This is a genomic window from Pseudomonas sp. FeN3W (genome assembly GCA_030263805.2).
GTDB classification, from domain to species: Bacteria; Pseudomonadota; Gammaproteobacteria; order Pseudomonadales; family Pseudomonadaceae; genus Stutzerimonas; species Stutzerimonas stutzeri_G.
The window spans coordinates 73,531-98,896 of record CP136011.1 but is presented as its reverse complement, the minus strand read 5'-3'; the positions used below and the strand labels follow the sequence as shown (position 1 = coordinate 98,896).

The following is a 25,366-nucleotide window of genomic DNA, read 5'->3' as shown; positions in this document are numbered from 1 at the left end:
ATGGCTCCTTACGCCTTACCCGCTTTCAAAAGTTCGCTGATGCCCGCAATCGCGCCGGTAACCTGAGTCGCCTCAAGCGGCATCATGATCAGCTTGCTGTTATCTGAGGATGCGACCTTACCCAAGGCATCAATATAGCGCTGCGCTACAAAGTAGTTGACCGCATTGATGTCTCCATCGCTGATAGCCTTTGAAACAACCTCGGTTGCTTTAGCTTCGGCCTCTGCTGCGCGCTCACGCGCCTCAGCCTGCAAGCAGGCTGCTTGTTTTTCGCCTTCGGCACGAAGAATCGCTGATGCCTTTTCGCCTTCGGCAGTCAGCACTTCCGCGCGGCTGCGGCCTTCGGCCTCAAGAATGTGGGCTCGCTTAACGCGCTCTGCCTTCATTTGGCTGGCCATGGCTTCCACCAGGTCAACCGGGGGCGTCACGTCGGCGATTTCTACACGAAGCATGCGCACGCCCCACGATTCAACTGCCGGCTTGATGCTGCTCATCAACTGGCTATTGATGGTTTCTCGTGAGCTCAGGATCTGGTCAAGCTCCATGCTGCCTAGAGCGCTTCTGATGTTGGTCATTACCAAGTTTCTGATCGCTACCTGGAGATTGTCGACTGAATAAGCCGCTCGCTCGGGCAGTTCAACCTGAAAAAAGCACACCGCATCGATTTTCACCATTACGTTGTCCGCAGAAATGCACTCCTGAGGGTCGATCTGCATGACACTCTCCATGATCGAGATTTTGCGTCCAATGCCTTCAATCACAGGGATGATGAAGCTCAAACCTGGCTTTAGCGTTTGCGTATATCGACCAAAGCGCTCAACCGTCCAGCAATAACCCTGAGGAACGACCTTAACGCCCATCATGACGACTGCCAGGGCGAGACCCGCAATTGCGCTTCCAATAATCAACATGCTCATACAATACTCCCGATTTGGTTTGCGGGCAGTATATCCATTTTCATTTTACTGTCAATAGATGCGATATAAATCAAGGCAAGGCATGAAGTTCACGACTCGTCCACCGGGCCCATCGGGCGCCTGGCTGGCTCTCCAGTGCTCGCTTCCTGTATGCATGACCTTACTAAAGGCCAAGTCCATCACCGATCCAGTCGCGTTTACGTCTGTTATCGACAGCAGCATGGGTAATCAGGTGTTCTTTTCCGAACGCCATAATCACAAGCCTTTGCTCGGTTTCATTTCTCGCAGCATTCCAGCACTCAGCTGCATCGAATTTTGCCAGTAAAAATGGTGTCATCGTGGTCATGACTTCTAATTGATTGTTCATTCGATCACTGTCGAAGGCGTTTCTATAAAGAGCAAAAATGTCATCTGCACAGTTTGGTTTTCCGATACTCCTTGTATTACCCGCACCCGCATACTCTTTGAAAACAAAATCACCCGATAACCAAAGCTCAAAAATATGCTCAGTAATTTCCGGTGGGAGATTGTAGTAATTGCCAGGGCTTGGGTAAATAAACTTTGCTATTTCAGGTGTTCTGTAACGTGCTGGGAGGCTTTGATACAAAGAAGGGTCAGACTTTACAACTGTGGCGGCCATCTCGTAAGTAATTAAATGGCCAGGTAGATGTTGGATTGACTCAGGGTGTGCATGAAGTACTAATCTGATGGTCTCTGGTGAGAGGTCGCACTTCGTCATGTTACTCAGATAAGGCCTGACATTGTTATCAAGCAAAAACTTAACTGTTTGATCATTCATCAATGAATCAGATATCGCATGATCGCAAGTATTAATTGCATATTCAATATGCCAGTCATCATTCTCTAAAAGCAATACACTCAAACCGTCAATAAATGTCTCTCTAGGTTGTTGAGACAAGCGCTCAAGTTGTTCATAGATGTGTTGGCCTGGGGCATCTTGATCAGATTTAGGATTAATAATGCCCGACAGTTTATTTATATTCATAATGTTTCTCTTGATTAATTGCTTTTTTTGTGATTTTATCATAATCATGATTATTTAGGAAAATACCATGAACGTGATTCAACTGCGTCCGCAAATCATCAATCTTGAAGACTTCTCAAGCTTTACTCCGGATCAAATTGATGACGCGCTTGGTGTCATAATGGACTCTGATTTCGTACCGAAAAACCTTGGTCTAGAAGCTTTTCGGTATGATAGTGACCTGGCAAGAGATTTGATGCGTTTTGTTGTCAGGAAAGAGCATCCGTAGGGGAACCCAGTGAAAGCCATTATTTTCGATGTTTTTGGAACCTTGTTGAAAATTGATCGATTTTGCGATCCTTTCAATGCATTGAGTAAGATGGCTATTAAACAGGGTATTCAGGTGCCGAGAACGGCGCTGCATCAATTCATGTGCCATCCATGGTCGCTAGCAGATTGTGCCGAACATCTTCGTTTCAAAGTCACCGCGAGGGAGATGCGACAGCTTGAGCGGATGCTGGAGCAGCATTTGGAGTCAATATCCCTATTCGACGAGGTTGACCAGGTGATCGACGAACTTCACGCTCGCGGCTTTAAAATAGCTGCATGCAGCAACCTGGCATTGCCTTATGGAAAAGCTGTTAAAGCCTTTTTACCTCGAATGGATGCCCATATATTGAGCTACGAAGTTGGAATGACTAAGCCAGACCCCGCTATCTATCAATCATCTATCAACGCTCTTGGGGTCGAAGCGGGGTCGACTCTCATGATTGGCGACTCCCTGCGCTGCGACAAGCGGGGGCCGGAAGCAGTCGGAATTACCAGTTACTGGTTAAGCCGAGAGGGCCATAAAGGCGCGCAATGCCATAGCCTTCGTGATTTGTTACCTCTACTGGGATGATCTTGACATCCTCCCAGCCCTAAAAGCTGGGATTCCATCAGCGGGACGCTGATGCCAGAGCGCGAGAATTTCCCTGGCCGCATTGATGTCTCGGTCGTGCGTGATACCACCGGTACATGTCCGTTCTCTTATTCCAAGCCCTGCGATACCTTTCGGCCTCGTGTTGGGGAGTGATCCACAGCTCGAACAGATTTAGGCGGTTTAGGCTTCGTTCTCAATAGGTGCTTTATGAATCCCGGCAAAGCCGGAAGACAACGATTCGCCGCTTCATAGGCCCCTCGCCTTGATCATCGCAATCAGAGACAAGGTGTGACTGTCGGTAATCAGCCCCTGAACCATCATTTCATCCAGCTGTTCGACGCTAAGCCATTGAGTCGAATCCACCTCACCATCGGTGTCCCCTTCTGATACGTCGGTGACTAGCGCATGAGCCAAAGCAACATGGCTGCTAAGCAAAGAGGTATTGCTATGCATACGCCCCAGTATGGTTACAGACGAACAAGATACTCCGGTCTCTTCTGAAAGCTCTCGGTATGCGGCCTTCGTTGCATCCTCCCCCTTGTCCACAGCACCACGCGGGAACTCAAATGAATACTGTCCAATAGCCATGCGGAAAAGGCGAGCCAGCAGATAGCGTCCATCCTCGCGCTGAGCGGCGATCACAACGCCGTTCTCTACGGCACGCTCTTTGATCATGTAGTATTTCCCCTCCTGTACAACATTGAAAAACGGGGTTTGCAGCAGCATTACGGTGTTTGTAGTCATTTTCTATTTCTCGAATGAGCGGTCGAAGAAATACACTTCTTCAGGTCGCGTGTTTTTAATGATTGACTGAGGCCTCCCTACCGCCATCGCCTTCTTTTCATCCGTCTCTTGCAGAATGCCTTCCTCGATCATGGTGACCAGGCGTGATCTCATGCTGCTTTTTTGCACAGTTCGCTTAAGAATGCAGGCGGTCACATCAATCGCCTCGGTCAGCGTCAGATTCTCCCCGAGGAAAATCAAAGGCAGGCTGCTGTAGAGCGATTTGGAGTACAGCCTGTCAGCCACCAAAGCAACCAGTCGGTTGTGATCGAACGGTAAAGGCGTCCTGTTAGCAATGATGTCGTCCAGCGCAAAGAAGCCCTGATCCTCAGCAGGCTGGACATCTGATCCTACAATAGCCATATAAAAGGTGGTTGACGACCAGCAGCGCGGATCTCGGACGGCATTCCCTTCGCTTCCGACCTGCTCCATATAGAAAGCCTTCATGGCCACCTTAGGAGAGTCCATCAGGCGCTTGGCAGCATCTTCAATGCTCGCATCAGGCGTGTCACCGTTGATAACCAAGCCCGGTAGCGCCCAGGCATTGGCGAATGGTTCTTTATCACGGCGATGCAGTAATACCTCGATTCGATCTTCCTTCAGATGACGACCCTGAGCAGTTTTTTTGCTGACAAATCGTAAGACGACCACATCGACGGTATGAAGATATGCGCTTTTGGGCAAGGTGGTCATGCGTGGGCTCCAGGGTATGAAAAGTAAGAATAATCAGCGGTGCTCAGACCTGAGGCAAGCCATGATGGCTCAATGGCGATTCCTTGCCCCAATGCATTTCGAATGTCTGTGCTGTGAAGATGAATTTGCTCCTTGGCTACCACCAGCGCGAAGGTTTCAAGTAGCTCATTGGCCTTGTGGTATCGACCAATGTGCTGGAGGTTGTCTTCGCCGATAACGAAACCAATCTCCCCTTCTTCAACGCCCTCTCGTTCAGCTACATGCTTGAGCATATCAAGGCTGTAGATCGGGCCATTTGTGGATACTCCAATAGCCCGCTCACAATCGTCAGCCTCCGCCTCTATGCCTTGCTTAGCCAAGTCGCTGCAAATGGTTTTAAGCCATTGAAGACGAAGGTCATAGGGTGCCATTTCCTTGGCAAAGGCATGGCGAAAGGAAGGTACAACCAGAATGCGTTCACCCTGGTTTGATAGCTGTTTAATGACATCCACATGACCGGCATGTGGAGGATTGAAGGCGCCGCCGTAGACGATGATCTTGTACATGTTCAGTTCCTCTAATGCCTATATAGTACATCAGGAGTACTAAGTAGTAAAGAGGTTTTTGCCGATTCTCTTCCATCAATGAGTCTCTAGCACCATTTTTTCATCGTTCTTAAAATTTCTCAAGAAGACGGTTGACTACATAGTACACCAGGCGTACTATGTAAACACACAAGAGGAAATACCCATGAACGAGACCACTTCATATACCGCTATTGCCGCTTTTGATGTAGATGCTCAAAAGGGCTTCACCCCCATCTGCCCAGACGAGCTACCCGTACCTGGTGGCCATGAAATCGTTGATGCACTAAATCTCATGGCGCAATACGCTGATGTGCGTGTAGCCAGCAAGGATTCTCACAGCCCAAAGGCACTTTGGGTTGTAAACACCAAGGAGCAGATGCTCAAGCCCACAGGCCTGGAAAACGCTGATATCACCTGGGTCAGTCACTGTGTGCCCGGCACACCTGGCTTCGAGTTGCTTGATGGCTTGCCCCGCCCTATCGATTATGACTTCATGGTCTACAAGGGGGTTGAGGTCGATCTGCACCCTTACGGCGCCTGCTACCACGACCTGGGCAATACGATGTCTACCGGTGTGATCGAATTTCTGCGATCTAAAAAGGTAGGCACGGTTTTGGTTGGTGGCCTGGCGCTGGAATTTTGTGTGGCAACCACAGCCACCCAGCTGATCGAGGCTGGATTCAAGGTGATCCTGTTCACTCCAGCGTGCCGGGTGTTGAACGGTGAATCCCAGCTTCCTGCCCTGAAAGCCATGGCAGACAAAGGCATTTTGATTGCAAACAATGAAACTGAACTCAAAGCAGCCATTCAAGGCTAAGGACAAGAACATGGAAAGCGCATACGGCAACAACATCATCCAGAGCATGCTCGACACCGATTACTACACCTTCACCATGATGCAGGCAGTACTTCATCAGCATCCTGGCGAAGAAGTCGAATACCAGTTCATCGTGCGATCAAAAGAATCGCTGGTTGAAGACATTCCTGAGATCCGCAAGCAGATGGAGGTGCTGTGCAATCTGGAAATGCGGGAGGACGAGCTGCGCTTCCTTGGTGATCCAGTAAAGCGTGGTTACCTGAAACCTGATTTCATTCGCTTCCTGAGCCTTTATCGCTTCAACCTGCGTTATGTTCACGTGTTCGAGCAGGATGGCAACGTCGCAATTCGCGTGCGTGGCCCATGGCTGCACACCATCATGTTCGAGCAACCCATCCTCAGCATGATCAGCGAGATCCGCAATCGCCGCGTCTACCCCGATGTTACGCTCGAAGCCGTGCGCGAGAAGCTGTATGCCAAGTTCGATAGCCTGCATGCCTGCGCAACCCAGGAAGAACTCTCATACCTGCGTGTGGCTGATTTCTCTACACGGCGCCGCCTTTCGTTCGAGGCTCAGCGTGAGATGGTTCAGATCATGAAGGCCGACTTCCCTGGCGTCTTCACAGGAACCAGTAATGTGCACCTTGGGCATGAGTATGACCTTCCTGTAATCGGAACCATGGCTCACCAGTGGCTGATGGCTTATCAGCAGTTCGGACGCCTGCGTGAGAGCCAGAGTGCGGCACTTGAAGGCTGGGTCAAGGAATACCGTGGCGATTTGGGCGTGGCATTGACCGACTGCATCAGCTCGGACTTTTTCCTGAGTGAGTTCGATAGCTACTTTACCAAGCTGTTTGACGGTTTGCGCCATGACTCAGGAAACCCATTCGAGTGGGGTGAGAAGGTTATTGCTCACTACAAGAAGATGGGAATCGACCCGGCCAGCAAGAGTGTGGTGTTTTCAGATTCTCTGAATTTTGACACCTGTCTTGAGTTGATTCGAGTCTTCAAGGGCCGCCTTCGCATGAGCTTTGGCATTGGCACAAACCTTGGCTGCGACGTGGAAGGCGTTACACCCCTCAGCATCGTCATGAAGCTTGTCGAGGTAAATGGCGATCCGGTGGTCAAATTCTCCGATGACCCGGTGAAGGTGGTGTGCAACAGTCCGTCATTCCTTGAATACGCCAAAAACGTATTCAAAATTGCCTGAGGTGAAGACCATGAATAAAGAAGAAATTAAAGCGTTTCAAAAAGAAATCATCCAGGCCCTGGGTGTGAACGTTCAGCTCGAATACGATGGCAGCCTAAAGAGTGCCATCGATAACCGAATCTCGTTCATCAAGCACATGGTGCGTGAGTCTTCGACTCATACGCTGGTGCTGGGTATTAGCGGCGGTGTCGATTCCCTCACCGCAGGTCGCCTGTGCCAGCTGGCAGTAGAGGAGTTGCGCGAGGAAGGCGATAAGCAGGCGCGATTCATTGCTGTCCGACTGCCCTACAAGACACAGGCTGATGAGTCAGATGCGCAACGTGCTATCGAGTTCATCAAGCCCGACGTGGTCGCCGACCTGAACATCGAACAGGCTGTCGATGGTCTGATGGCCAATCTGCGCGTGCCGGGGATTGAGCCAAGCGATTATCAGGCAGACTTCGCCAAGGGCAATGTCAAAGCGCGAACGCGGATGATGGCGCAATATGCGATTGCCAACTTGACTCAGGGCCTGGTCGTTGGAACTGATCACGCAGCTGAAGCGGTAATGGGCTTCTTTACCAAGTTTGGTGATGGCGCCTGCGACCTGGCGCCACTCTCTGGATTGGTCAAGAATCAGGTTCGACGGATGGCAGTTGAACTGGGTGCTCCAACAGATTTGGCATTCAAGACCCCTACAGCGGATCTTGAAGATCTGGATCCAGGAAAGCCCGATGAAAAAGCGTACGGATGCACCTACGATGAGATCGACAGTTTCTTGCTGGGGCGTGAAGTTGATTATCAAGTGGCGGCGATGATCATCCTTCAGTATCGAAAGACGCAACACAAGCGATCATTGCCCTTTACGCCAGTCTAAAATGAAAAACGATATGCCGAGAGAAGTCTCGGCATTTTCGTTTTCGCGGTAGATTAAGCATCGGATGTTCAATAAAATTGATTCAAGTTCAATTAATTGGTGATTCTATGCTTAAAGAACCATTTGCCATTTTGCTGGTCAGCGCGCTCATGGCCGTTTCGACTATTAGCTGTGCCTCAGAGCCTGATGAAAACTTCACCTATATAGACCTCAATGCGTCTGTCAAAACGCAAGTCCCAAATGATCTGATGCGCGTGCAGCTGTACATAGAGAGTACTGGTGACAACCCAAAATCCATAGGGATAAAAAATACAAAATCCCTGAATAGCGCTGTTGAATCGTTAAAATCCCAGGGGTTCGTCATCACGATTGGAAATCGAGTCATGAGCCCGCATTACAAGCGCATCAGCACAAGCGATGGCACCTCTAATCAGCCTGATGGCTGGACTGAGCGCTTGGAATTTTCAGCCAGTAGCTCAGATTTTGGCTCGCTCAGCCTAGCCATTGCCAAACTCGATGGCGATATCAAAATGCAAGGGTTGAGCTTCTCTGTCTCGCCTTCTTTGTTGGCTAGTGAAGAAGAAGAGTTAACGGCCAAAGCGATTGAGAGCTTTAACAAAAAGGCCCTAATGATCGCAAAAGGAATGGGGGCTCAGCAGTACTCAGTTGTCAGCCTTAATGTGCCTGAAGCTGGAACCCAATACCCTGTCAGACCCATGATGAGAATGGCTGCAATGACCGCTAGCGAGGAAGTCGGAATGGCAACTGAAGGTGGCAAGACCACCTTGGTTCAATCAATTACAGGCAAGATTTCAATAAATAAAAATACGTACCCTTCTATTGAATAGTAGTCTTATTTCTTCCAGAATGATGTGGCGTGCAAATGCCGTTTAATATTCTGAAAACCTAAATAAGCACTAAGCTCACGAACATAGTAGAGTTATTGACAAGGCGCCAATAGCTGGTTATAATGGCAAGAAAGCAAACAAGACGTTTACGGAGTATTTCCGTTTGAACATGCACACCCCTGACATCTATTCTTACTTTAAAGTTCACAACATGCTGGATGGAATTGCGGGCTTGTTCCGCAAGTTTCCGACCGTGTACGTTTACGAGCTGACAGGTGATGAGCGCTATAGCATCGACTTCAATCCATGGGAGAACATGCCAAGCGTCAATAATGACACCATGAAAGCAGGCTCTGATATCCTTGTAAAGGCAAATGTAAGCCCTCGGAATATCACCCTTTCCATGAAGTTCAAAAGGATTAGTTTTGAGGCCGATCTCAGGCTGATCAGGAACGTTGAACTTGATGAATCCACTGCCTACATCTTCCGTGATTCCAAGGAAAAAAATCACTGGCTGGTGGTTATCGGCTCAAAGATCGAAAAACGAAGCAAGGTTAGTCAGGAAATCGACAAGGCCTTCGACAAAATGTATCAAATGAGCAAGTCATCTACGCATAAGCGTTAATTAAAATAAAGCCATGAGCTATCAGTATGAAACTACATGAACACTATGCCACAAAGGCAGGTCTTGATCTTCAGACTCATGGCTGGGAATATCATGTAGCGACGTATATGCTGAAGAATGGAGCAGACCCCTTTCCATTGCTGGATTCAATTACTAGGGTTCTGGGTTCTTCAGATAAGGCTCGATCAATCATGTGCGCATTACACGTTGTTCATGCCGCATTTGATGAACTCCATGTAAGTGATTACCCTTATTTTGCACTGGTCAAGAATATTTTTGTTGCAGGGAGTGATCTATTCCCGGAGAGGTCTAATTATTTCAAAAATTATCGAGCGATTTTTTCGAAGTCATTGGCGCCTTTCGATAAAGAACGTCGCGATAAGCAGATAACCTCGCTCCTGGCAAGCATTGAAGGTTCGCGGGCTAATATTATCGGGTATGCGTGGCTCTATAATAATTTTGAACCATTGTTATATGATTCATTCAACGATAGGGTTGCTGAGCGATTAGAGAGCCTGTTTGTTGCAATGGAAAATCTACCCGATAATCGTAGGCTTAATTTTCATAAAACCGCAATGAAGCTGCTCTATCATCATAATCTCAAGCCGGAAATGAGTGGTTTGCGACAACTGTTAACTGGAACCGACAGGATACAGGATCGTGAGGTCTTCTATCGTTGCCTTGCAAACTACAAGTTTGAACAGAAGGTTGAGGTTCCAGAGATTACTGACGCTTTCCTAAAAAAATACGCAGTTATACTCGCCAGCGAAATTGTAAAGCTGTCGCATATGTATTCTGTTAAAAACAGAATTAAAGAAATTACTTCGATTACTAACTACCTGATTTCAAAAGGCCTTGATTTTACTGCGGCGCTCTTGCTCGATGATGATCACGTCAACAATGTGGCAATGTTCAATGATGACGCCTATGTCAGGGGGAATCAGATTGACGTCATCAGAGAGATGTTGACTAGAATCGATTATTTTTCAATAAAGGGGCAGTCAATTCAGAAAATTGTGGCTACCGAGGTACTGCGCAGTTGTGAGGAAAACGACTTGGATATCATCCTGGCAACTGATCGGTGCCGGGAGCACTACTATACGTTTTCAAATGACACGAGAATTCTTGGCCGATTTGAGAACAAGAAAATGATCAAAAGAATAGCGTCTTCGGATTTTGGGCTCTGAGTCCGTCCGTGGGATATTAGATCTACTCGAAAACTGTTTTGATTAGATTCGTAATGTCTTTGTGGCAGCCCAGGCAGAAACGGCGATCACCTCCTTTAACTCGCTCCATATTTCCAGCATCAAAGGCTTCTCCATTCGCATCAAAGAATTGCAGGTATTTGCATAGACGCTTCTCATACCAACCCGAGTGATTGCCGCATTTTGGGCATGGGGACACCTGTTGCAAAACGCCTTGCGTCATTGAGATCTCCGCCTGGGTGAGCTGATTGACTTCCTCTCAAGCCTAAACGCAGGGGATTCCATCTGCAAGCGCCTGAAGTCCCAGGCGGGCAATGTTCTTGGCAGCATTAACATCGCGGTCGTATTGCGCTGCGAACAGACTGCGTGACAATTACCTGACTCCAAGTCCGGCTCTACCTTTCGGACTGCTGGGAGGAATTTTTCCGAAGCACAAGCAGGTTTTTTGAGATGCGCGCTTTGCTGACCACCTGAAACACCTCTGCTGTATGCTTGATAGCGAGCACGACAATGAATCATTGCGTGCCCGGTACAGTGCTCGTTACTTCATTCGCGTCAGCGTGGTTTCCGAGATGATCTGATTTTTTTCGTTGTGAGCGCGCCGAATCAGCGTATTACCGTTAACCGGCGCAAAAATCACAAGGCCACCGTAATCACAGGTGATGCCAGGCATTTCTGATACCCCTGTTTGCTCATCCATACCAAGCGCGCCGCGCACGACTGAGTTGTAATAGAGTTCGGCAGTGCATCCATCCTTGAACTGATGTGAAAGGGACTGCTCATTTCGACGCAAGCGAACCTGGATTTCCGTCTTCTGCCCCTTCGCGTTCTTGGCAAAGCCTGACCAGTCGCCTTCAAGATTGAATGGCACAGGAACAGGTGCTGGCTTCAGCTGGCCGGTTGCAGATACGGATCCGTCTGGATTGTAGCTTTTGTATTCGACGGTAGTGGCGTCAATTGCCTTTACAGAGACATCCAGGCTTTTGACGCAGGTGTTTTTGGGATCATGATAGATCTCTTCACGATAGGTGAGTTTTCCAGCAGGATCGCCTGCTTTAAAGGCCCACTCAGCAGCACATCCAAGAGATGGATATGTCATCCGACTGGCTCGCCGAGGAACAATATAACCTTCAATCGTCCAGGTTTTGCTTCGCGAACGTGGCTGGTAGGCTTGCCCTGCCCAGTATCGATTAGGCGTAAGGGCGATTTCTGTTGGCTTGCTGCTCAGGGCATGTTGGATGCCTTGCAGATCAGTTGTGTTGCAACCTGCGAGCGAGAGTGCGATACCGAGTCCAATTGCTGCCTTATACATGCCCATCTCCTTGTGAGTTACAAAAGCATCCTACCCGTTTATTGACAGCTCGTCAATCAACTCCGCATTTACGATACATGAATATTGACAGTCTTATAGCCTATGCTTAAGCTCCGCCAATTGAAAAATCTTGGGGAATCCAATGAACGTTGTGTCCAGCGCTATTTATCTCCCATCGCAAGCGGTGGCTTCGCGCTACCTTGATGCTCGCATGAATAGAGAAGTCGGTTCCGTGGAGCGTGATTTTAAGATCAAGACCCGGTATTACGCTGATTCTACTGAGACGGCTGATATCATGGGCTTCAGGGCATTGGAGAGTGCGCTGGACAAGGCAGGGCTGTCCATCGAGGGAATCGACTGCCTTATTGCTGCCTGTGGAACATCGGCCCAAGAGCTTCCTTACAACGCGGCCAGCATTTACCGACACTTTGAATCAAATCGAAGAATTCACACGTTCGACGTAAACATGACGTGCCTGTCTTTTGTGCAGGCCCTTGAGCTTTCAAGCTTGTATTTGGCCGCTGGAAAATACAAGCGTGTTGCAATTGTCTGCTCAGAGCGCGCCTCCGTGGGGCTCGATCCTGATAGCTATGAAACGAGCTCAATTTTCGGCGACGGTGCTTCGGCCTTCATCTTCGGTGGTAAACCTGGCGATGGGTCATTTGAGCCCATCTCCTTCCGCTTTGAGACGGTGCACGAAGCCTTCGACGCGTGCGTGATTCCTTCTGGAGGAACCTCCCTCCCGCCTAGCCAAATTGGCAAATCCTTTACCCTTGAGCAGCATATCAAACAGTCATATTTTCGCATGGACGGAAAGAAGCTCTACCGCTATGTATTCAAGGATCTCAAGCCCTACGTTACAAGGCATCTTGGAGATCACGGCCTGAGTATGGATGAAATCGACCTGGTAATACCACACCAGGCCAGTGCACATGGGCTTGCACATGTGCAAAAGGTGCTAGGTATTGAAGATGATAAATTCTTCAACATTTTTGAGCATTTTGGCAATCAGGTCTCGGTATCCATTCCGCTGTCACTGCATTTGGCGCTGGAGCGGGGGCTGTTACCAAAGGGGTCTAAAGCCCTTCTTCTTGGCACATCAGCCGGCATGTCATTCGGCACAGCCCTCCTCCAATTCTAAGGAAAGAGAATGAAACTGATAACAGGTGGTACTGGCTTTCTTGGTCGTCATTTGCTTGAGAGCCTCAATGGGCCATGCATTTTCACAGGGCGTAACGATGCAATAGGTCGGGATATTGAGATCAGTACTGGGCATCGTTTTTATCGTATAGACCACGCGCGCGATGATTTAAAGGTTTTGCCTCGGGTTTCGCAGGTCGTTCATGCCGCCGCCCTCTCCGCCCCGTTTGGCAGTAGCTTGGAATTTTATGAGTCCAACGTCGTAGCAACGCGAAGGTTGCTTGATTTTGCAATATCTGCTGGCGCAGAACGATTTGTGTACATCTCGACACCCAGTCTCTATTTTGACTTTCAGCACCACAGGAACATCCCGGAAGAGTATCTCGCCAGGAATCGAGTCAACATGTACGCCGAGACAAAATATCAGGCAGAGCTTGAGGTTCTCCAGGCGTCAAAGGAAATCGAGGTTGTCATCCTGCGCCCGAGGGGTATTTTCGGAAAATACGATACCGCCATATTTCCCAGGCTGTTAAAGCTTTCAGAGTCAGGGGGAATCCCGCTCACCAATGACGGTGATGCCTGGATTGACATTACCCATGTGAGCAACGTGGTGCAGGCTGTCGACAAAGCGCTGTCCAGCCCGATTGGGATTGAAAAGGTATTCAATATCACCAACGGTGAGCCCATGCAGGTAAAAGCGCTCCTGGCGATGCTGAGCGATGCCACAGGCACCGCCATCAAGACCCGGAACGTCAAACCTTGGCTATTGGGAAGCGTTGCGGCCACACTGGATATCCTTGGTCACCTGACGGGCATAGAGCCGCCCGTGACGCGCTACACGGCCTCATTGCTCCAGTATGACCAGACGCTGGACATCAGTCGTGCCAAGCGATGCCTTGGCTATGCTCCAACGGTTACGATTCAACAGGGGCTTGCTGATTATGCCTCCAATGCAGCGTCATGATATGTCAGTAAAAAGGTTTAAAATTTACGACACCGGCTACTGCACTCATCCCGGTTGCATGGTTGAGCGCGGGCTTGGTTTTGATAGCAAAAAATTTCCAGCTTTGGCCATACTCCTTGAGCTTGAGGATGGCCGAAAGATTCTTTTCGATACAGGCTATTCAGACCATTTTCTGGACGCTACCAAAAAACTTCCTGAAAAGCTTTATGCCCTCGCTACGCCCGCCAGCCCAAGTGCGCTAGTGCTGAAGCTGGCCGCTGATGGAATTTCTCCCGAGGAGATTTCGACAATAATCCTCTCTCATTTTCATGCCGATCATATTTCTGGCGTGAAGGATTTTCCTCGTGCGAGCCTTCTTTGTGATCGCGAGGGCTATGAAAAGCTAAAAGAAACGCCCAGATTTCGGCAGGTAATGAAAGGCTTCTTGAGTAACCTGCTTCCCGTCGACTTCGAGCAGCGCATCCTATGGGTTGAGCGTTACCCTCTGGCGCTGTCAATGATACTTGGCGTGAAGCTCGAACATGAGCTGTACGCCTGTTCTGTTCCAGAGCTTGGTGGCTACCTGGTTTCTCTGCCGGGTCACGCTGCGGGGCACATTGGCTTGCTATTCAGGTGCTTGGAAAACTGGGTATTTCTATGCGCTGATGCGTTCTGGACAGAGGGAAACCTTGCCGATCACCTTCCCAACAGGCTGACGCACCTGATCATGGACGACGCTCAGTCCTATCAGCAAACACTGTCTTCACTTTCAGGCATTCAGCGATCCCTTGGCGCTAGTATCTTGCTGATTTGCTCCCACGAATCTTCCGTTGCAACAAGGTTTCCCGACATTGAACAAGCTTGACGTACTACGCCATTTTCTCACCTATCGCTATAGATCATTCGCCAGCCGTGAGCGTCTGCTTGAATGGCAGTCTGTACAGGTGAGCAGACATCTCCAGTGGGTTGGTAAGCACAGCCCTTTTTATAAGGGCATGCAGGACAAGCCCCTGGATCAGTGGCCGTTGATGAACAAGGCGGTCATGATGAGCAACTTCGATGCTCTGAATACGGTTGGGATTCGCAAGGATGATGCCTTTGACTTCGCGCTTACATCTGAGCAGTCGCGTTCCTTTTCCAAGACGCTCAACGGGGTTGCGGTTGGATTGTCTAGCGGCACATCTGGAACACGTGGAATCTTCCTGGCAAGCTCTGCTGAGCGAGCTTTATGGGCTGGTGCGATCCTGGCAAAGCTTGTCCCTGATATGTTGTTCAAGTCACATCGCGTCGCCTTGTTCCTGAGGGCAGGAAACCCGCTTTATAACAGCGTTGGATCAAGACGGCTTGCGTTTGGCTACTTTGACCTGGCGACACCTGTTGAAGATCAGCTTGGCGAGCTCAACGACCTGAAGCCGGATATCATAATCGCGCCTGGCCATGTCCTGTCTATCCTTGCGTCTCTATCTGACTCGATCAGCTTTAGGCCGAGGCGCATCATTGCATGTGCCGAAGTGCTTTACGATGATACGCGCATGGCCATCAGGGGCGCATTCGGCGTTGAGGTAGAGCAGATCTATCAATGCACAGAGGGCTTTTTGGCCTGCCATCAAGCAGGCTCCTTAAGATTCAATGAAGACATGGTGCACATCGAGCCGCTTTGGCTCAATGATGAGAAAACACGCTTTCAGCCAATCGTTACCGACTTTCGACGCACCTCGCAGCCGATCATCCGCTACCAACTCGACGATGTCATTCAGGTCAAGCCATTTGACGATCACCCCTTTCGGCCCATTGCATCGATTGATGGGCGTTGTGATGACGTGCTGGATGGAACTGGGGTTTCGGACGGACTTCCAAAGAAGATATTCCCTGATTTTTTGGTAAGAAGTATATTATTTCAAACGCACGTTAAAGATTTTAGGCTAGTGCAGATTTCTCCATTAGTATTGAGAATAGAAGCGGACAGCGATGACTATATAGATATCAAAAATGCGTTAATGAGCTTCTATTCATGTAGAGGGTATGTGATTCCGAGATTCGATCATGCCCCCTATTACAAAGACGCTTTAGCCAAGCTTCGGCGGGTTGTTAAAGTAGTTAAATAATGAGGTAGACGGCCCATATCAAAAACATGCGATACTAAGAAAAATGTTTGGAATGTTGAGCATGAAAATCAAGAAGCTTTTCGAAAACACCCCTGCTGAGTTTTTCCGTGAGGATAGGCGTCAAGCTTACGAAAATCTTCTTTCTGGCATACGTGTGTATCTTGAGAGTTATGAAGGAGATATCTGTTATAACTCTTTGCATGAATTATGCTCACATGAAATGGGCCTTTGGAAAAGTATATGCCAATGGTATGGCTCATGTAGCGGCCCATTTTCAGAGCCTGATCGAGTTACAGGATTCCATAGCTCAACCCTGTCCCCCTTTGCTGACGACTCTTTCAATTTAGATGGTGAAATTGCGCTTTTGAATGACGGCATCGATATCTTCGACAAGCTTGAAGATATCGGTGAAAACGGTAAAAGGCTTATTTCAACCACACTCCGAGATCGTGGCTTGCATGGCCTGCACTTCTTGTGTGGTGTGGCTAATATGGAAGATCGCATTAAATCGGTCAGACTTATCTGCATGTTATTACATGCCGAATCCACGATGTGGGAAAGCACGGGTATACATACAGAAATACAATGCCAATCAGTAACCAAATTTGCTTTCAAGGATGAAGAGATCAAAGAACTTGGGCTTGATGTTGTTGAATTTAATGAGGTGATAGGCTATCCAAATCTTGAATATCAAGATATTGAAACCAAAATGGCTTCACTTGCGCAGAAATGGTGGTCTCGAAAAGGCAAAGTTTATAATGAAATGACTGACGCCGACAGATACATTATTGCACATAATTTACTTATACCATTTGCCTACAATCACGGTTATTCACTTAAGGCGTCAGGATTATCGGATGATAAGGTGGTTAAGGCCATAACGCCTATTATTAACGCCATACTTATCGCAACAGGATTTAATCAAGAAAGCTTTTCGAACGATCTGGTTCGTCAAATTATGATAAATGTACTTTCAGCATTTACAAACGCCTCAGTTTTGTCTCCGGCAGTCGAAGAATTTCAAGGGGCCGCAAGAAACGTAAATGTTGACGATTTGAGAGCAAGTATTTTTAAGGCTCATTTTGGCGGGCCTCTTACTGCTTACATTGATAATGGTTCGACACAGCCACCAGCTTTAGTTGATCAAGTTCTTGCGGAAAATGGTATAAAGACAACTTACGATATTGCCAGGAATGGTTTTGTTCAGCATCACCATGCTGTAGCATATTTGCTTAATAAGCAAAATGGATATTCTCGGGCGCTTGAGCTAGATCTAGAAAACTCGAACGTTTCAAAGCTAGAATTAACGAAAGCGAGAGGGAATATCAACTTTAACGCCTATTCAGTTAAATCACTTGTAAATTGGGTGTACTTGCACGTTAACAATATCTTGGAAAATTATCCGGGCGAAAGTAAAGGTAATCCTACTATAAATAGAATTATGGAGAGACAACTTATATCTCATATTAAATTGCTCTACAGGGCAAGGCCGGATGTAAAAGAAGAAGTGGAACGAGCCTTCTTAAAAAGCAACTGCGTAACGCCGAAGGCTTTCAGGCTGCTGGACTTTGGCTATGATGAAATGAGGAGGATGGGGTCTGAAGCCCCACCTGCCATCAAGAGAGCTATTTTGTCTGAAGGATTGAGCATTTAGCTGTTGCCTGCTGAATGACCTTATCTCTACTAGATGGGGCCAGCGCACAAAACAGAGCCGTCATGGCTACTGCTCCAGACAAGCTACCTGCGATTATCGCAAGGAGCAGCCATCCCGCAGGTACATGATTTACTGCTGAAAAGACAATGGAGGCGAGGAAACCAATTAAGCTGCCGCTCGTTACGCATTGCGTTCCGGTGCAATGGCTCAGTCGCCCCAATTTGTCGTTAATCCAGTTCATACTCCTCCCTCATTGAGTATTCCGCGTGCGGCCAGCTCTTGCTTGAAGGCTATTTTCTCAGGCCTTTGTCAGCGCGCTGGATTTCACGATCAGCTTCACGAGCTTTGATCGTGTCGCGCTTGTCATGATTTTTCTTGCCTTTGGCCAGGGCAATCGAGCACTTCACAAGATGCTTGCTCCAGTGCAGGTTGAGCGCAACACAGGTGAAGCCCTTCTGCTCTACCACCTCTTGTAGCCTGATGATTTGACCGGCTTTAAGCAAAAGTTTGCGTGTGCGGATGGGGTCAGTCTCAACATGCGTGCTGGCGCTTAGCAGCGGCTGGATTAGGGCACCAAACAGAAACGCTTCGCCATTTTTGAACACAACATAGCTGTCCACAAGCTGAGCTTTGCCAGCGCGCAGACTTTTTACTTCCCATCCCTCAAGCTTGAGTCCGGCCTCGATTGTTTCTTCAATGAAATAGTCGTGTCTGGTCTTGCGATTTTCAGCAATGATCTTGGATTCTTTGCTCATATGATATGCCTTTGTGTAAGCTAAATAATAAAGACTTGCATCTTAACTTAAAAACCTTTGGTTCCATACTTCATATTAGGAGCCTCGATATCGGCAAATGCAGACCTTATGTCTTTTATTTCATATCCCTTAACCTGAGCAGCCTGACTTAAAGCACCCACGCATACTATATGGTTAGGGTTACGAGATATCATACAGTCTCTATAGTTAGGAACGATGAGCGTATGCAGGCTGCTTTTATTTTCCAGCGCCGACATTTCACTATTCCACTTGGATATTTCAAAATCATGCAGCTGCATAAAGAGATATAGTAAAAAAGCAACTAATACGATCAAGCCTCCAAACAGCTTATCTGCCAGGGTTGCTGGAGCGTCTTGTTTATGAGCTTGCGATTCGTTAACCATGCTTTCAGTCTGCTGTGAATGAAAAGGCTTCTACGTTCAGATTGTGTCAGTACCACGAAGATACTAGTAATTGAATGTTTGTCAATATTTACACTTCGCAATAACCGCAAGAAAAAAGGCGCTCATCGAGCGCCTTATGATTTGGTGGAGTCGGGGGGAGTCGAACCCCCGTGTTTCAGCTATCGGATTTTGGTTCTACAACGCGTAGTCGATCTTTTAGTACCCTTGCTGGCGCCGGTCGACAGGCTCCGTTCAGGGGTGCTGGGAAATTTTTCGGCTTGGCTCCCCCAGCGAAGCGTCTGCCTATCTCAATTATCTGACGTTGAAAAACCCAAGAATGAGCAACTTGCTGGCTTCAACGGCACCGCCTTAAGCGGCGAGTGCGAAAGATTCGTCGTTTGCGACTATCTGTTTGCAGACATTTTTACGAGTGATCTACGTGCTCGGCGTGCTCCTACGTCCTACCTTCCGAAGTCGAATCCAAAACGACCCCATGGCGCTCATATTACCCATGCCTGAGCAGGTTGTCAATAGGTTATTTTGAAATCGTTGGATTGATAGGCCACATGGTGTTCTGCAATAATAAGGAATGACAAGAAGGAGCAATAACCATGAATGCACCCCATCCCCTTTCCGATATCGCGCAGCAGTACAACGATGTATCGACTCATAAGCAGAAGCTGAGTGATGCAGTGGCCCAAGACAAGGCAGGCAGAGGCCTGGCAGGAAAGATTTACGACTTCATCGCAGACACATCGTCCGAGGAAGCCCTGGCTGAGTATGACAAAACTTTTGGCCGCGTTCACAAAGAGGCCGAATACCGCGTTGACCGTTGGGTCGATAACAACGTAATGCATCAGATCAAGGCAAATCCCGAAGAATTCCGTGATTGGAAGGAGCAAGGGGAGAAATTAAGAGAACTTGACGGCTATACTGATGGCTTTGGGCAGCTCATTAAGCGTGGAGAAAGAGTTCATGATCTACTTCTTTCGGCGTCAAGCGCATGCAACAGAGCAATTGCAGGGGAAGTTGTTGATGCCTTTTCACGCAGCCGGGCTGTTGCAGCGGTATCTGGAGCGATTACCTCATCAGCTCAACGCTCTGTTCATTCGGCGCTCTATCATCTGAACAATTTCAATAATGAGCTTGGAAATGGCAGTCCTGAGCTGAAATCATACCTTAGCGGAATGGGAATTGATACATTTGTCGACATGATCTACGCTCCTGGTTCAGATGTCTTTTCTGCACTGAACGCAGGAAGCTTGTATTTGGCTGGCAAGGAATGCAAGCAGCACGCAGTAAAGGTTCAGGAAAGCCTGGCGCCACTTTATCAAATTATGGAAAAGCTCACGGCAGAATCACAGGTATTTCAGGATGCGCTGGGTCGCATAGAAGAGAAATATCGTGTTCCACTTCAGCAAAGCGTACCGCAGCCATTGCAGGCCATAGTGAATCCAAATGACAAAGTTGATTACCGCACTTTTGTTGATACCGAGCACAAGCTAACGACTAATATGACGGGCGCTAATGAACTTCTAAAAGGAATTACTGCGGATCGTGATAAAAAGAATGTGGCCGACAAGAAACAAGATCTTCAGAGTCCTGCATACGGCTAAATAAAGAGCGCCCAATGGCTACAGTTATGCACAAGGTGATTTAAATGTCAGATGAGTTTGCGTCGAAATATCGGTTGCCATTTGCGAAAACCAGGGCAGGCTATTGGGCCAGGGGGTATCTCTGGGAGTTGTTTAGAAATTCGGATGGTGATATTTCAAAGATAAATTCAAGTATGTCATCTGTGTACAAAGAGCTTCGCAAAATGGCTGCTGACAAGGAATATTGTCTGGTAGCCATGTCTATTGAAAATGAAATCCAAGATAGTTTTCTTCGCATAGCAAAGGAGAAAGACTATATTTCTTTGCTAACGCATGTTCAGCAAAAATTTTCTATTCTTGACGATCCAATAAAGAAAATTGCAAATCCGTATATTGATGATATAGCTGAAGAAGTCAAAATTCATGAGAAGAATTCATTAAATAACAGCGGCAAAAAGAGCTATCCACTTCCGTTGCAACATGTTGTAGGTCAGCAATTCATGAGCCATACATTGGGCTCAATTGTTAAGCCATTCGCAAAGGGTCTCGCCGATTACTTGGCTTACGGCGGTTTCCAGCAGGAATGGTTTCTCAGGGTCTATCTTTCGGATATGGGTTCATTTCGAAATATTAGCCAAGTAGTAGAAAGGTCTGTAGGGATTGAGGCGGTACGGCGTAAGCGTAGGATCAAACAGCTGAGTAAGTTTCTTAAGACTGCTCAAAAAGAGAACATCATCAGTAAAGAATTTGATATTGATGATTATATACGTAAATGCCTAACCGGTATGGAATGGGTAAAACCCAAAGACAATGAATTTGTCATAGCCTGGCTTGGAGGTCGCTGGAGCGTTCAAGAAGCCAAAGAGTTGGGTGTCGATGTAGATAAGCTGTTTGCAAAGATCTTGAATGGAGTGAAGGGAAGAAAACCAAGTCCCATACTTGTAAATAATCACCTAAAGCTCTATAGCTCAGTCATCAATGATCTTTCACCTGAAGTCAGAGCCCAAATGCTGGAAGTCATGGCATGGATGCTCTCAAGGACTGTCGTAGATGCTGATAACGAGGCATACATACTCGCAGCCAGGCGGGTAATTCATGAACACACTTGCAGCCCAACTGAAGCTATTGCAGCGCACCTGCATGCGAAGGCTCAAAGTGGCGATATCCCTGATCATGTAAAGGCTTTGGCCAAAAGCTTGGGCGCAGGTATAACTCCACTTTTAAAGGAGCTATCGTTCAAGGTTTCTGACGAGCTTGCCTTATACGGGGCATTGGGAATTCTGGATAAGTCAACAAAACGACTGAGTTCTATTAAGAGGCAATCAGTCCTTTCAGATTTCGAGCTGTAAGAGATCTAAGAGTCTTGTAAATAAAGGGTTTGGCCTGTAGTATTGAGGCCTAACTCTAGAGGGCTTGAACTTGAACATGGAACGAACAAGCATCAATCACGGATACGCGCTACTTGGGGTTAAACTCATAAAACCAAAGTGGCAGGATTTTTTCCTGTTCGGATTCTCTTCACTTGCCCTTTTCGGTATACGCTATATACTAACATTTGCTTCCCAAGTCCCTCCAAGCCTGTCAGACCTTGTTGTTTTCTCTGTTATTTGCGCTTTTGGCTTGCACACGATTGGTTTGTCATTGCGAAAAAACCTTGTTCAGTTCATTGCTGTTATAACCTTGTTAAATTTGGCCTTCATGTTTTACAAGGCTAATATATATGTACTCTAGAAATATACAGACATGATAATAGCACTTATTCTTCTTAATATTGTTTTTTTGGTTTTTAACCTGGCATTCAATGCTCAATTATTAGACCTGGCTGCCTCTGACATAACCCTTATTAAGTTCGATGAAATTGCTCGAAATGGTCAGTTGTTGTCAGCTTTTGGCATGACTTTACTTGCATGGAAGCTACTGTCTACAAGGTTTGTTGGAAAAAAGTTGGCAGTGACGTGGCTTGCCTCATTCGTTCTGGTCTATCCTTGCGCTTACGTAATTCAGGATGTTGTCCCTGACCTTATAATGGAAAATCTTGAGCATAAACATAAGGCTGCGAGTGTTTACGCTTATGTTGTAAAAAAGGGTTACGTGAGCAGTGTCATTACCTTAAAAGACATCGAAGGGTTCAATAAAGATAGATCAGGTGCCAATAAGTCCTTGGTGGCAAATATGGGGATTTTACTAAATTACAATAGCGAGTATTTGAAGAAAATTGACAAAGACTTTGTGGCTTTTACAAACTATGTATTTACTCGCTATTGGCAAAGGCATAGTGATGAATTGTACGAAAAGTTTAAAGCACGGTCTATTGAGCCCATAAAGGAAATTGTAGAGCAATATGCTTCAGAAGAGGCACATCGTAAATCACTACCACTTTCAGAGCGCAAACATCACGCGCCTGTACCCTTGTCAGAGCCCGCATTTTCAGATAACGCTAAAACACGCCCACATGTTTTGCTCTATGCAAGAGCGCTTCCAGAAGGCATCCGCAATAAGGATAGTCTTATCAAGGATAAGCAAATCCAGATGATGGCAAAAAGTGTGCTCGGCCCACTTTATGTCAATGGCATGAATCCTTTGGCAACAAAAGAAGAGTTCAATAGATATATCCCACAGATTTCACAGAATATGGCTTATGAAGTTGCTGCAACTGATCTGGATTCCGAACAAGGTAAGGCCATAATAAAGAACATGTTGTTTCTACCGTTTACACTTGCAACATCTCTTTTTATGGGAGTTATTAGTTTAGTGATACTATTGTTCTCACTCATTGAGGCGGTCAGTAATCGCAGTAATAATAGCACTAAAATAAAGAGTTTTATTATTGCATTTATAGTTGTAGCGCCATTAATCATAGGTAATTCAGTAGTAAACTCCGCAGGTTTTGATGATCTGTTGGCGAAATCAGGCGGGACGCTGGATATGGTAAAATTTGTCGTTCAATGGGCCATGGTCACGGAGGGCTGGCTTTACGAGGCGAAGGGGTTGCTTTGAAATTCTCCTCGTTCTAGAGCTGGTCGTTCACCTGCGAGACGCTCTTGACATCCTCCCCACCCTAAAGAGCAGGGATCCAGGTTAACTAGAAATCAAAATCGTGACTCACTAGACTAGCCCGTATCTCCCTTGGTAAGAGCCCAAGGTGTGGCTTTATAAATGGATATCGATCTATCGAAGATCTGATGGTCGCTGGATCTTTTGCTAGCGACAGGTGTTTCATCAAAATTTCAATAAATTCCTTTTTTGCAAGGCGCTCAATAATTGCATCAACCACTGGATTGTTTTCAGTACAGGCGTCAAATATACTTTCACAGCTAGAAAAAATCGCTTGCTGCTGAATTTTACTAAGATGTATAAACTCTTGGCTTTTTTTATTTTCATTAGGATTAAGCACTTCGATTAATTTGTGAAATCTATGCTTAATGTTTTCCACAAACCTATTCTCGTATGAGAACTCATTTTCAATGTTGAAAGATTTGTAGTAATGTTCTGCTCCAAATAAATTGTTGGGCAGCTTGTTTAGCATGCTTTCAAAAGTGCCTTGATTAGCAAAAAGAGTTATCCATGTAATCAGCTTGCATGGAAGGAAGTTTTGACTAACTAAATGGTTTACAACTTTATCGGCCCTAATGTATTCTTCATCATCTTTCATAACCCTTGAGTTCAACAAGTAGAAAAATATGAGTGACCCAATCGTGTCACTGTTGCACCATGTTTTTTCAATGAAGCGGTGTGCGGCATGAAGATACATAATATCTTCTATTGTTCTATCTCCACTGGTTATTGCGTAATCAATATTAAAACCAATGGCCTTGTGGCAGTTTGCTAATTCTTGTTTGACATTGTATCTGATTGCTTTTTCAGGATTAAAGTACTTTGCGTAAAAATGACTTTGAAACACCTTCAAATAGCCACAGTTTTCATTGTTTGCTCGGCTTGCTGTTCCTTCTTTGTATAGCAGATGAGATGTTCCCATATTGCCGGGAATCATGTAGCTTTTATCATAGAGAATGTCATCAAGCAAAATGAGTGATGAAGAGTCTCTTTTCTCGCCGCAGAAATTCATGATGCTCGTAATGAAATTATTCACCCTGATATTATTGCATGACATTGGTACAGCAAATGCCGCATAAACCCTAAGCTCTCTTATGAGCTTGTCATTGTGAGCTATCTCATCAAGTTTTGCCTTGTAGTTTTGAACTGTAATGGAATGAAAATCAAGAAAATCATTATCGGATAGACTCCGTACGATTTCATGTATTTCAAACGGGGTAATAAAATTAGATGTCATGATTTTTGCCAAATGTTATATGCACCATCATTATGAATCACCCCGATTCAGTGTTGCAAATGTTAGCGGCTTAAGCGACCTTCATGCCCAACATTTTCTTAAAGGCGCCCTCTTCATCAAGATATTTCTTAAGGACATCTATTGCGGCAAGGGAGGCCCAATCTTCACCAGCGGATTGTTTATCGTATGACAAGCCCTGAACCTCGTCCTTGAAAAGATCTGGCTTATCAAGCAGTAATTTTCTTAAGGTGAAAAGTGGCATCGACTTAAGAAGCAGGCCAAGCTCACCAGATGCTCTGAATCGCCCAATCATTGCCTCCACGGAACCTGGCAACGAGGTGAGAAGCTCAATTTCAGAGAAGTATTCAGCCGGATCGAAATCCCACTTTTGATCGCCATGAATGATGTCTTCGGCTATTGGAAGTTCTGCTCCCGCCCTTTGCCAGAAAGCTCCATCATACATAATGCCTCGGTACAAAAGCTTCGTATTCATGCCTTGATCAACCCAGTCTCGTAAAAGCCGGTTGCCATGGCTTGAGTAAACCAGAAGACCCAGAACCCTTGGGCTTGATTGCAAAGATTTAAGGTAATCCTTCAGTCCAAGGACTGCACTTGACTTACTCAAGAACTTGTTAGCCAGTTCATCGAAAGTAGCACGATCACGAACAATATCTGTATTCGTAGCGTTGATATGGCGGGATAGAGCCGCCTCAAGGGTAGTGGTTTTTTTAGACATGATT

General features: G+C 46.7%; 26 protein-coding genes and 1 other RNA gene. 16 read left to right on the top strand and 11 right to left on the bottom strand.

Annotated elements, in window-relative coordinates; all coding sequences use genetic code 11:
- Positions 1–8: 8 nt before the first annotated feature.
- Both P5704_024105 and P5704_024100 read right to left on the bottom strand, forming a co-directional pair.
- Entirely contained in the window at positions 9–917 is a 909-nt protein-coding gene (locus P5704_024105; GenBank protein WOF81885.1) for an SPFH domain-containing protein, read from the bottom strand.
- Between the two features lie 163 nt (positions 918–1,080).
- Positions 1,081–1,923 (bottom strand): hypothetical protein, encoded by an 843-nt coding sequence (locus tag P5704_024100; protein ID WOF81884.1) that lies wholly within the window; start codon positions 1,921–1,923, stop codon positions 1,081–1,083.
- A gap of 67 nt (positions 1,924–1,990) precedes the next feature.
- On the opposite strand from P5704_024100, the gene P5704_024095 reads away from it, so the two are divergent.
- Both P5704_024095 and P5704_024090 read left to right on the top strand, forming a co-directional pair.
- Entirely contained in the window at positions 1,991–2,191 is a 201-nt protein-coding gene (locus P5704_024095) for a hypothetical protein (GenBank protein WOF81883.1), read from the top strand.
- Between the two features lie 9 nt (positions 2,192–2,200).
- Entirely contained in the window at positions 2,201–2,803 is a 603-nt protein-coding gene (locus tag P5704_024090) for an HAD family hydrolase (GenBank protein ID WOF81882.1), read from the top strand.
- Between the two features lie 267 nt (positions 2,804–3,070).
- Here P5704_024090 and P5704_024085 read toward each other — a convergent pair whose 3' ends face one another.
- Genes P5704_024085 through P5704_024075 form a run of 3 tightly spaced genes read right to left on the bottom strand, consistent with a single transcriptional unit; the run spans position 3,071 to position 4,845 of the window.
- Positions 3,071–3,568, bottom strand: coding sequence for an NUDIX hydrolase (locus P5704_024085; protein ID WOF81881.1), 498 nt, complete (start codon positions 3,566–3,568; stop codon positions 3,071–3,073).
- A 3-nt stretch (positions 3,569–3,571) separates the two neighbouring features.
- Positions 3,572–4,300: an NUDIX hydrolase gene (locus P5704_024080; GenBank protein ID WOF81880.1), complete on the bottom strand. Its 729-nt coding sequence runs from the start codon at positions 4,298–4,300 to the stop codon at positions 3,572–3,574.
- Entirely contained in the window at positions 4,297–4,845 is a 549-nt protein-coding gene (locus P5704_024075) for an adenylyltransferase/cytidyltransferase family protein (protein WOF81879.1), read from the bottom strand. The genes P5704_024080 and P5704_024075 overlap by 4 nt, the downstream gene beginning before the upstream one ends.
- 184 nt (positions 4,846–5,029) lie before the next feature.
- Here P5704_024075 and P5704_024070 point away from each other — a divergent pair, with 184 nt between their 5' ends.
- The 6 genes from P5704_024070 to P5704_024045 all read left to right on the top strand — a co-directional run bounded on the left by P5704_024070 (position 5,030) and on the right by P5704_024045 (position 10,409).
- Positions 5,030–5,683, top strand: a complete 654-nt coding sequence (locus tag P5704_024070; GenBank protein ID WOF81878.1) for an isochorismatase family protein — start codon at positions 5,030–5,032, stop codon at positions 5,681–5,683.
- Positions 5,684–5,693: 10 nt separating this feature from the next.
- A complete protein-coding gene (gene pncB, locus P5704_024065; protein ID WOF81877.1) occupies positions 5,694–6,893 on the top strand; it encodes a nicotinate phosphoribosyltransferase in 1,200 nt (399 codons plus the stop codon).
- 10 nt (positions 6,894–6,903) lie between these two features.
- Positions 6,904–7,749, top strand: coding sequence for an ammonia-dependent NAD(+) synthetase (nadE, locus tag P5704_024060; protein WOF81876.1), 846 nt, complete (start codon positions 6,904–6,906; stop codon positions 7,747–7,749).
- 107 nt (positions 7,750–7,856) lie between these two features.
- On the top strand, positions 7,857–8,597 hold the full coding sequence (locus tag P5704_024055) for an SIMPL domain-containing protein (protein WOF81875.1): 741 nt from the start codon (positions 7,857–7,859) through the stop codon (positions 8,595–8,597).
- A gap of 163 nt (positions 8,598–8,760) precedes the next feature.
- Positions 8,761–9,222: a hypothetical protein gene (locus tag P5704_024050; GenBank protein ID WOF81874.1), complete on the top strand. Its 462-nt coding sequence runs from the start codon at positions 8,761–8,763 to the stop codon at positions 9,220–9,222.
- A gap of 26 nt (positions 9,223–9,248) precedes the next feature.
- Positions 9,249–10,409, top strand: a complete 1,161-nt coding sequence (locus P5704_024045; protein ID WOF81873.1) for a hypothetical protein — start codon at positions 9,249–9,251, stop codon at positions 10,407–10,409.
- 559 nt (positions 10,410–10,968) lie between these two features.
- Here P5704_024045 and P5704_024040 read toward each other — a convergent pair.
- Complete coding sequence (locus P5704_024040) at positions 10,969–11,739, bottom strand: hypothetical protein (protein WOF81872.1); 771 nt, start codon at positions 11,737–11,739, stop codon at positions 10,969–10,971.
- A gap of 142 nt (positions 11,740–11,881) precedes the next feature.
- Between P5704_024040 and P5704_024035 the strand changes: the two genes are divergently transcribed.
- The 5 genes from P5704_024035 to P5704_024015 all read left to right on the top strand — a co-directional run bounded on the left by P5704_024035 (position 11,882) and on the right by P5704_024015 (position 17,581).
- On the top strand, positions 11,882–12,880 hold the full coding sequence (locus P5704_024035) for a 3-oxoacyl-[acyl-carrier-protein] synthase III C-terminal domain-containing protein (GenBank protein ID WOF81871.1): 999 nt from the start codon (positions 11,882–11,884) through the stop codon (positions 12,878–12,880).
- 9 nt (positions 12,881–12,889) lie between these two features.
- Positions 12,890–13,843 carry an NAD(P)-dependent oxidoreductase gene (locus P5704_024030; GenBank protein WOF81870.1) on the top strand — a complete coding sequence of 318 codons (954 nt, stop codon included), beginning with the start codon at positions 12,890–12,892 and terminating at the stop codon, positions 13,841–13,843.
- On the top strand, positions 13,830–14,687 hold the full coding sequence (locus tag P5704_024025; protein ID WOF81869.1) for an MBL fold metallo-hydrolase: 858 nt from the start codon (positions 13,830–13,832) through the stop codon (positions 14,685–14,687). Before P5704_024030 ends, P5704_024025 begins: the two co-directional genes overlap by 14 nt.
- Positions 14,674–15,927 carry an adenylate-forming enzyme gene (locus tag P5704_024020; protein ID WOF81868.1) on the top strand — a complete coding sequence of 418 codons (1,254 nt, stop codon included), beginning with the start codon at positions 14,674–14,676 and terminating at the stop codon, positions 15,925–15,927. Before P5704_024025 ends, P5704_024020 begins: the two co-directional genes overlap by 14 nt.
- Before the next feature lie 61 nt (positions 15,928–15,988).
- The gene (locus P5704_024015) at positions 15,989–17,581 is read left to right on the top strand and encodes a hypothetical protein (protein WOF81867.1); all 1,593 of its coding nucleotides are present in this window, start codon (positions 15,989–15,991) and stop codon (positions 17,579–17,581) included.
- 290 nt (positions 17,582–17,871) lie between these two features.
- Here the strand turns inward: P5704_024015 and smpB are convergent, their stop codons facing one another.
- The 3 genes from smpB to ssrA all read right to left on the bottom strand — a co-directional run bounded on the left by smpB (position 17,872) and on the right by ssrA (position 19,233).
- Positions 17,872–18,336, bottom strand: coding sequence for an SsrA-binding protein SmpB (gene smpB / locus P5704_024010; protein ID WOF81866.1), 465 nt, complete (start codon positions 18,334–18,336; stop codon positions 17,872–17,874).
- Between the two features lie 47 nt (positions 18,337–18,383).
- Positions 18,384–18,740 carry a hypothetical protein gene (locus P5704_024005; protein ID WOF81865.1) on the bottom strand — a complete coding sequence of 119 codons (357 nt, stop codon included), beginning with the start codon at positions 18,738–18,740 and terminating at the stop codon, positions 18,384–18,386.
- A 142-nt stretch (positions 18,741–18,882) separates the two neighbouring features.
- Positions 18,883–19,233: a transfer-messenger RNA gene (ssrA, locus tag P5704_024000) on the bottom strand.
- Positions 19,234–19,351: 118 nt separating this feature from the next.
- On the opposite strand from ssrA, the gene P5704_023995 reads away from it, so the two are divergent.
- From P5704_023995 to P5704_023985, 3 genes are all read left to right on the top strand, one after another.
- A complete protein-coding gene (locus P5704_023995) occupies positions 19,352–20,356 on the top strand; it encodes a hypothetical protein (GenBank protein WOF81864.1) in 1,005 nt (334 codons plus the stop codon).
- A 44-nt stretch (positions 20,357–20,400) separates the two neighbouring features.
- A complete protein-coding gene (locus P5704_023990) occupies positions 20,401–21,684 on the top strand; it encodes a hypothetical protein (GenBank protein ID WOF81863.1) in 1,284 nt (427 codons plus the stop codon).
- Between the two features lie 394 nt (positions 21,685–22,078).
- A complete protein-coding gene (locus tag P5704_023985; protein ID WOF81862.1) occupies positions 22,079–23,332 on the top strand; it encodes a hypothetical protein in 1,254 nt (417 codons plus the stop codon).
- Between the two features lie 85 nt (positions 23,333–23,417).
- Here the strand turns inward: P5704_023985 and P5704_023980 are convergent, their stop codons facing one another.
- Complete coding sequence (locus P5704_023980) at positions 23,418–24,626, bottom strand: hypothetical protein (protein ID WOF81861.1); 1,209 nt, start codon at positions 24,624–24,626, stop codon at positions 23,418–23,420.
- 70 nt (positions 24,627–24,696) lie between these two features.
- Positions 24,697–25,362 (bottom strand): hypothetical protein, encoded by a 666-nt coding sequence (locus tag P5704_023975; protein WOF81860.1) that lies wholly within the window; start codon positions 25,360–25,362, stop codon positions 24,697–24,699.
- Positions 25,363–25,366 lie beyond the last annotated feature (4 nt).